The following is a 7,561-nucleotide window of genomic DNA, read 5'->3' on the forward strand; positions in this document are numbered from 1 at the left end:
GACCCTGCTGCTACTAAATTTATTTCACATTTTTCAATTCGCAACAAAAAAAGGGACGAATAGCCGGATTCTGCTGACCAATCTACCATCACATTGCCGCGAAATTGCGCCTTTCAACATCTGATCCCTGTCTGTAAAACGACTCATCACGGTGTTCCACCAGTCACCGGACTCGTGTCAGCATCCCAGCGAACGACCCGGTTCTTGCCCGTCGACTTGGCTTGATACAGGGCGTCATCGGCCCGTTTCATCAGTGTCGTCAGTGACTCCTCGCGCCCCGTCAATGAACACAGGCCGGTACTGATGGTGACCGACAAGTCCTGTTCGTCCGTGTGTATCTTGCCATCACTGACGGCGGTCGTGATCCGCTCGGCAATATCACAGGCGGCGCTGTGCGGTGTAGCCGGCAGAATAACCAAAAACTCTTCACCGCCAATGCGGCCAAACAAATCGTCGGCACGCAATGCATAGTGCACCCGTGACGCGACCGCTTTCAGTACCTTGTCGCCACTTAGATGGCCATAGCGGTCATTGATGGATTTAAAATCATCCAGATCAAACAGCAAAACAGACAAGGGCTGACCATTTACAATGGCGTGATTGAGCAACTTTTCACCCTGCTCAATCATGTGGCGACGGTTGGCAATACCGGTTAATTCATCGGTTTGCGCTTTATGCTTGAGTCGTTGACGGGTTTTGTTCAGCCACACAATGACAGCAAAGGCCACCAACAGGAGCAAAGCAACGGTTGCCACGGTCAGCTGGCTGATGAATTGCTGATCTTTTTGGCGCGCCAGTTCCAGTTCACTGATGGCCAGCTTCTGTTCCAGAATTTGCTTTTCAAAGCCCGCCACCCGAGTGTCATGCTCCGCCACACGCAACAACGTTTCGTTTTCCACGAATGCCGACAACTGACGTTGACTGAGATCATACAAGGCAAACATGTGCTGCAGGGTTTGCTGCACATCCCCCTCGGCAGCGGCGGCAATCGCCTGCGCTTTGAGCGTGCTGGTCTGCAATTGGCTGTCCAGGGATGAAAACTGTTTAACCTGTAAACCCGCCAGGTGCAGATCGCCCTGACGGGCAAACGCTTCGGCCAGCAGAATATTGGCAAAATTGACGAAATACTTTTCATTGGTGGTGTTGGCCAACGTCAGGGCATTTTCCAATACCCGCACGGCAACCGCATAGTCCTGCTGTGCCAATGCCAGCCGACCGGCGTTAAAGTGCGCAAAGAAAGTGAAGTCTTCATGGTCCGGACTGCGTTCAGCCAAGGCGTACAGGGCATCAACGTGGGTTTGCGCCTTGTCAAACCACCCTAACGCGATGGCCTCGCCGACCAGGTTATGCCGCATGTTAAACATGTCGCTGCGATCATCAACTTTTGACCACTCATCGAGTGCCCGTTGCAGATAATCGTACGCTTGCAGGTGAACCTGCACTTTGCGGTAGATATTGGCTGTGGCGTTATAAATCATCGCTGAACGCTGCTCGGACAACTGTTCACGCTGGGCAATGGTGATCGCCTCATCCAGCAGCGCCAGCCCCTGCTGAAAGTTGTCTGCCCGATTAAGGCAGAACGCCCGTTGGGTCAACGCTTTAACCAGGGTTTCGGGGTCGTTTAGTTCGCGGGCATACGCCAGCGCGGTGGCGCGATCCGGGCAATATTGTTCAATGTCATTGGTTTTTACATAGGTAAAATAGGAGCGCTCAATATAGGCATGCACCAGCGTCGCAGTAACATCAATGCTCTCCAGTAATGAGATGGCGTTGTTGAGGGCACTGTCCGAGACCGGATAATCCTGCATTTCGCCGGCCAGAAAGCCGACTTCGAAATAGTACTTACCCTGATCATGCACTGGCCATTGCGCCACAGCGTCAGCATTGGCACGGTAGACTTCAAGCTTCTGTTCCAAGCCGTCAAACTGTTCAGCCTGTGCTTTTACAGCATCGAATGTCACTGAACCCGGGCCGCTCTGCGCAAAAAGACTTGCAGATACCAGCCATAACAGTAACCAACGCATACACCCACTCCTTACTGTGATCTTGGTTCAGTGTATCAGACAAACCGAGGTCCCATGCAAAACACAACATTGATGCACAGATAAAAACTTTTTTGATCACATCAAACTTTTTCAAACACCCGCTCGACTTAACCTGTGACGAATCGAACCAAAGGACAACTACCATGACGTTTAAAAAAGCATTTCTGACCCTGGCCATCTGCAGTGGTGTCATTGCAGGCAGTAGCCTGGTCAACGCGCAGTCTAGCAGTAGCAATGATTATCTGTTGCATGCCTATCAAGATTGTAAGCTGATCAAGACCGTTGCGATGGACCATGATGTCATCCTGGCCTATCAGGATCTGCAGGAAGCATCGGATGAAATGACCGACTTGCAGATGCCCATTGACGCCATTCAGGAAGACATCGACCGCTATTCCGAGGACATCAAAGCACTGACCAAACTCGCCATTATCGAAGATGGCCAGCGTCTGGTGATCGACAAAACGCTGCTCAAGCAACAGGAAGCCGTCGCTGACCAGTTACAGGCATTAATTGCGCAACACCAAGGGGATTTTGACGCCATCGGACACAAAGGCAAACACATCGGCGAAGTGGCCAAACGCTTTGAGCAAGGGGTAAAAGATCAGTTGCAGGGTATCGACTATGATCAGATCAAAGTACAGACGCCGGACAGTGACAACAACTGGGAATGTGATGCCGATATCATGATCATGTAGGCCAAAGGAATCACAGGGGACAATTGCCCCCTGTGATTTACTCGGATTGTTCAGTTAAGTTCAGCGCGGCCTGAGTAAAAATACCTGTTCGGTGGCGGGCACACGCCCTTTCAGGCCCCCTTCCAGCACCGCCGTTTCCAGCACCTGAATGGCATAGTTGGCCTGATACTGCTGCTGTACCCAATCTTCGCTTACGCTGAACGGCGGCCCGGCGTGGGCGGCTTGTTCATACACAAAGGTGATCAGTAACTGGGGTGCATTGGCGCAAATGGACGTCAAATGCCTGGCGTAGTCCTGACGCATGCTATCCGGCAAAGCAACCAGCGCGGCACGATCATAAATGCCGTCCACCGGGCCCAACAATGCAAGGGTCAGCTTAAACACATCGCCGACATAGACCGTCAGGTTGTCGGCACGATACCGGGTCAATACCCCTTCCCTGACGATTTCAGGGGACAGCGCCAGCTCGTCAAACAACTCAACCACCGCCGTTTCATTCAGCTCACAGCCGATCACCTCATAGCCCTGCAACAGCAGCCAGTGCATGTCGCGGGATTTGCCGCACAGGGGCACAAACACCCGGCTGTTTGCGGACAACCCCAGTTGCGCCCAGTGGCGCAGCATAAAGGGATTGTAGTCGGATTGATGAAAGCCGATTTCACGGCTTTCCCATTTGTCATGCCAGAATTGTGCGTCCATGTTCGCCAGCCCAGTGATAATTGAGTACGAGACTCACTCTATAGTGAATAAGTCAACATAACCCGCCAGATAGTGCGTAGAGCCAGATTTTATTTTACTGAAGTCCATGCTGCGATGTGATCTAACGAGATAATTTCCTGTCAGGGTATCCATGCCTACGATTTCCAATTCCCTGCTTTGATAGACTGCGCAGTCAGGTAAGTCGACATCACAGTAGTCGTATAATACGTACACTTCATTGGGGTTAGAATAGTAGTTTAAACTAAATGTGTTGCCGATTCGATGCCATGAAAAAACCATATCAGAGGTTTTCCATTCGCCATCTCGTTTGTAAATGTCATACCCGGTGCCATCGACCTCCAAGACAAAACCAAAACCACCAGAATCACCTCGTTCAAGGTAAGGGTTATCTGCGGTAGCGGAGGCGATTGTGTAACTGTCCTTCACTGTCGTTGTCACACTGCTGTAGGTCGCAATACGGTAACTATCGACATCAACCACCGTATTATTGCGCGTCGTAACGGCAACATACTGATTGACGGGCGAAGGAAAATTTAACTGCCTGTATTGTGTTGTTACCCCCTCATCTAACGTCACTACCAAGTGACCGTTATCCACCTGCCACTGACCGCTTTTGTTGTTTTCGTTAGCCTCCACATAGCCCTCAAAAGAACCGCTCTCATCAAACGACACCCTGGCCGCCACCTTTTCGATGGCATCATTGTCATCTGAAAATTTCGCCCGTTGGGACAACTCCATGGCATACACGCCGTGTGAAAAGGTCATATTTTCACTGGATGGGACTACCAGAACATCCACCTCATCGCGGTAGGTATAGCCCGAATAGCAGGTACTGCTTGTTGCGATGGTGCGGGTACGGATCAAATAATCTACATCATCAACCCGCTTCCACAAAACCAGTGAGAAAGCATCAAGCCAATCCCAAATCCGCTCACTCGTTGTGCTATTCTCACAGTACTGTCCCGGGGTAGAAACGATCAACCAATCGTCTACATCGTATACTGCACGCCCTTGCTCAAATGTCCGTGTAATACTTTTCTTATTGGGGAAATACGTACCATTTTCGCTGGTATTGAAGTACAGCGCTTCGAAAGTAATCGTCTTTCCTGAAGAGCTGAATTTCGGAAAAATCAGCAGATCTTTCATCAAAGCTGTTTCAGCACTTTCATGGGTGCCAACACTCTGCATCAGAGCATCCAAAGCCTCCTGGTATTGAACAGGATACGCTGATTTCCACTCGGCCAAATGATCAGCATAGCCAAACAGATCCGAAAGTACATCCGCGGCGGTCTGATACGCGTCGGGCAATTCAACGGATGGATTTTCCCGTGCAATTTTCGCAGCTAGGGCTCCGTTAAACGTGTCTGTGTGATCAATGAGTAAACGGTAACGAGCCAGGTTATCACTGCTTACGGGCACGCCATGTTGTTGCGCAATAGCATCGAGCAACAGCGCTTCCCGAGTTGTCAGCAATGACAAAACGACGTCGTTGATTTGTTCTTCATCATCGGCTAATGACAACAAACCATCTTGTGCATTCAGCCATGTTTGGTATTGGATACCGCGATCATCTGCTGTGGATTGCAAACGGATGCTTTGTTCCTCTGAAGCAATCCCAACTACGAGTTGAAACTGTCCCTGATTGTTGGTTGTCGCCGTGTAGGCGTTGTCATCGACATACGCTGTTATTGTCATGTCTGACTGCGCTACGCCGTCAATTCGCCCCGCGAGCGTCAAACGGTTCAATACATCGATACTGACGGTGGCTTCACTACTGCCACCATTACCGTCCACCACAGTGTAAGAAAAGGTCACGACCCCGCTAAAATCACCAGTGGATTCATATCGTAATACACTGCCATCCATCACGACCCTGCCGCTGGCAACGTCTCCTACCGTCTCAATGGTTAAGGTGTCACCTTCGGGATCGGAGTCATTGGCCATAACATCCAGCTCAATGCTTTGTCCGGCAAACACATTGCCGGTGTCATTCTGGGCAACAGGCGCTTGATTGGTGGCCGGTAACGGTGGATTGATTGAGGTGTTTGATTCCCCACCACTTCCGCCACCGCACGCGGTTAACGATGCCAATATTGCAATCGGCAGCAGAGGACTATTCTTCATTGTAGTGATTCCTGAATATACCACACGAGATACGCCATATAACGCACAGGACGCGTGATGAAAAACGTTTTTATTGTGATTAATGCGAATGACAAGGGATGGAATTACAGCGTAGGGACACTGCAAAAAAATGTACCGTTCCATAGCATACTGAGAAAGCCTCAGAAACAGCTTCAGCGGGTTGTAACATCCATGTCGTTCTTGCTATTAATAGCGATGCCAATAGTAGCGCGGACGCCACTGATAGTGCAATGTGTTGTGGTTGTTGTCTATACTGAAACATCGCCACAGGAAGCCTATATCGTGAGCACGTGCAATATCCACATCAGTACCAGTTCCAACGCCATGTGTGTGGAGTTTGAAGGTATACAGGATGGCCTCGCAACGGCGAAATACGTTGAAGAGGTGGCGCGCTTTTGTGATGGGATGAATGACAAACCCTGGGCGCGGATTATTGATTTGCGCCAATGGGTGCTGACCATCCCCGAATCGAATCAGGCCATGATCGCTTCGTTACGCGAAGATGGGCAAAATGGCCTGGTACTGGAAGCGATCATCCCACCGATCACTTCGCTGGGCCGCTGGCAAGTCGAGAAAACCATGGCCAGCGTGGCGTCTGATACCCGATTCGAATTTGTTGCGTCCATAGACGAAGCCAAAACCCTGCTTCAGGAGCAAGGCTTTGATACTGACTTCGGTCCATCTACGATGTTTATATCCTAATTGGATAATGCCGGATTGAGTAAGTCCCCTTATCAAGTCAGATATGAACCACCTTCAGGGACACTTTGTGACTGCGCTGGGTACTCCCAGTAGACATTTCTGGCGGTGTGTGACCGCCATGGAAGGCGGAAATGCAGGTTTTGCAGGAGCAAAAATCTGCCTACTCCACATGGGGGTGAACGAAAACCGTTATGCCGGTGGCATAACGCAGTTGAGTGAACGACGCGCAGGAATGCGCGGCTGGACGTAGCACCAGGGATGGTTTGTTACCTTACAGTCAACGCAGTGCTACTTCGATACTGTTTTCTGATGGGTTTGGTTTCCCGATGGGATAGCAACGCAAGTTGCTAGCTAAAACGAAAAAAGGCCACCCGCTATGGGTGGCCTTTCTCGTTTTAATTGGGAGCCCCGGTGACCGGCTCTGGGCGGTGTGTGACCGCCATGGATGGCGGAAATGCAGGTTTTGCAGGAGCAAAAACCTGCCTACTTTATTCGGGCAGTCCTGCCCTCACCCCTTCGGGGCCGTGCTAAAGCACGTTCACGAAGCATTGCAGGAGCAATGCAGAACAGCTTTAGCTGGCTTGCGAAGCAAGTGGCCTACATGGATGTAGGACATAAATTCGTTCCCGACGAATTTGTACTCCGGGCATCCTGCCCTTCGCCCTGCGGGCCGTCGTCGCTTCGCTCCAACGTTCCAAAACGCTCCCGACGTTTTGGTCACATGAGTCCCCATATTCGAACAGCACTCTCTCACATGGGGGTGAACGAAAACCGTTATGCCGGTGGCATAACGCAGTTGAGTGAACGACGCGCAGGGATGCGCGGCTGGACGTAGCACCAGGGATGGTTTGTTACCTTACAGTCAACGCAGTGCTACTTCGATACTGTTTTCTGATGGGTTTGGTTTCCCGGTGGGATAGCAACGCAAGTTGCTAGCTAAAACCTGCCTACTCCACATGGGGGTGGAGAACGGAAACAGCAAGCAAACAGTTTTGCTTGCGCCGTTCGGAACGACCCGAGCTCTGCGAGGGGCTGGGGACCCCCTTCGGGATCTGGTTCACCGCGAAGTAGCGCAGCTATGCTGCGCATATACGAAAAAACCCCGTTCGTATGAACGGGGTTCTTCGTGTATTGGGAGCCTGGCGGTGTGCTACTCTCACATGGGGAGACCCCACACTACCATCGCCGCTAACACGTTTCACTTCTGAGTTCGGAATGGAGTCAGGTGGTACCGTGTCGCTATTGCCGCCA

General features: G+C 51.0%; 5 protein-coding genes and 1 rRNA gene. 2 read left to right on the plus strand and 4 right to left on the minus strand.

The window, feature by feature from the left end; translation table 11 throughout:
* Positions 1-146: 146 nt before the first annotated feature.
* The gene (locus LJ739_RS08740; RefSeq protein WP_229159336.1) at positions 147-2,024 is read right to left on the minus strand and encodes a GGDEF domain-containing protein; all 1,878 of its coding nucleotides are present in this window, start codon (positions 2,022-2,024) and stop codon (positions 147-149) included.
* Positions 2,025-2,188: 164 nt separating this feature from the next.
* Here LJ739_RS08740 and LJ739_RS08745 point away from each other — a divergent pair, with 164 nt between their 5' ends.
* The gene (locus LJ739_RS08745) at positions 2,189-2,743 is read left to right on the plus strand and encodes a hypothetical protein (RefSeq protein WP_229159338.1); all 555 of its coding nucleotides are present in this window, start codon (positions 2,189-2,191) and stop codon (positions 2,741-2,743) included.
* A 60-nt stretch (positions 2,744-2,803) separates the two neighbouring features.
* Here the strand turns inward: LJ739_RS08745 and tmpT are convergent, their stop codons facing one another.
* On the minus strand, positions 2,804-3,442 hold the full coding sequence (gene tmpT, locus LJ739_RS08750) for a thiopurine S-methyltransferase (protein ID WP_229159341.1): 639 nt from the start codon (positions 3,440-3,442) through the stop codon (positions 2,804-2,806).
* A 33-nt stretch (positions 3,443-3,475) separates the two neighbouring features.
* Positions 3,476-5,587, minus strand: a complete 2,112-nt coding sequence (locus tag LJ739_RS08755; RefSeq protein WP_229159344.1) for an Ig-like domain-containing protein — start codon at positions 5,585-5,587, stop codon at positions 3,476-3,478.
* Positions 5,588-5,890: 303 nt separating this feature from the next.
* Between LJ739_RS08755 and LJ739_RS08760 the strand changes: the two genes are divergently transcribed.
* A complete protein-coding gene (locus LJ739_RS08760) occupies positions 5,891-6,310 on the plus strand; it encodes a hypothetical protein (protein ID WP_229159346.1) in 420 nt (139 codons plus the stop codon).
* Between the two features lie 1,137 nt (positions 6,311-7,447).
* Here the strand turns inward: LJ739_RS08760 and rrf are convergent.
* Positions 7,448-7,561, minus strand: a 5S ribosomal RNA gene (gene rrf, locus LJ739_RS08765); the annotation flags it as partial.

Origin of the sequence: Fluctibacter halophilus (assembly GCF_020687825.1) — a bacterium.
GTDB classification, from domain to species: domain Bacteria; phylum Pseudomonadota; class Gammaproteobacteria; order Enterobacterales; family Alteromonadaceae; genus Fluctibacter; species Fluctibacter halophilus.

What these genes read in the sequence shown, in the direction of transcription:
- LJ739_RS08740 (WP_229159336.1), bottom strand. Translation starts at nt 2,024, where the DNA reads ATGCGTTGGTTACTGTTATGGCTGGTATCTGCAAGTCTTTTTGCGCAG.
- LJ739_RS08745 (WP_229159338.1), top strand. Translation starts at nt 2,189, where the DNA reads ATGACGTTTAAAAAAGCATTTCTGACCCTGGCCATCTGCAGTGGTGTC.
- tmpT (WP_229159341.1), bottom strand. Translation starts at nt 3,442, where the DNA reads ATGGACGCACAATTCTGGCATGACAAATGGGAAAGCCGTGAAATCGGC.
- LJ739_RS08755 (WP_229159344.1), bottom strand. Translation starts at nt 5,587, where the DNA reads ATGAAGAATAGTCCTCTGCTGCCGATTGCAATATTGGCATCGTTAACC.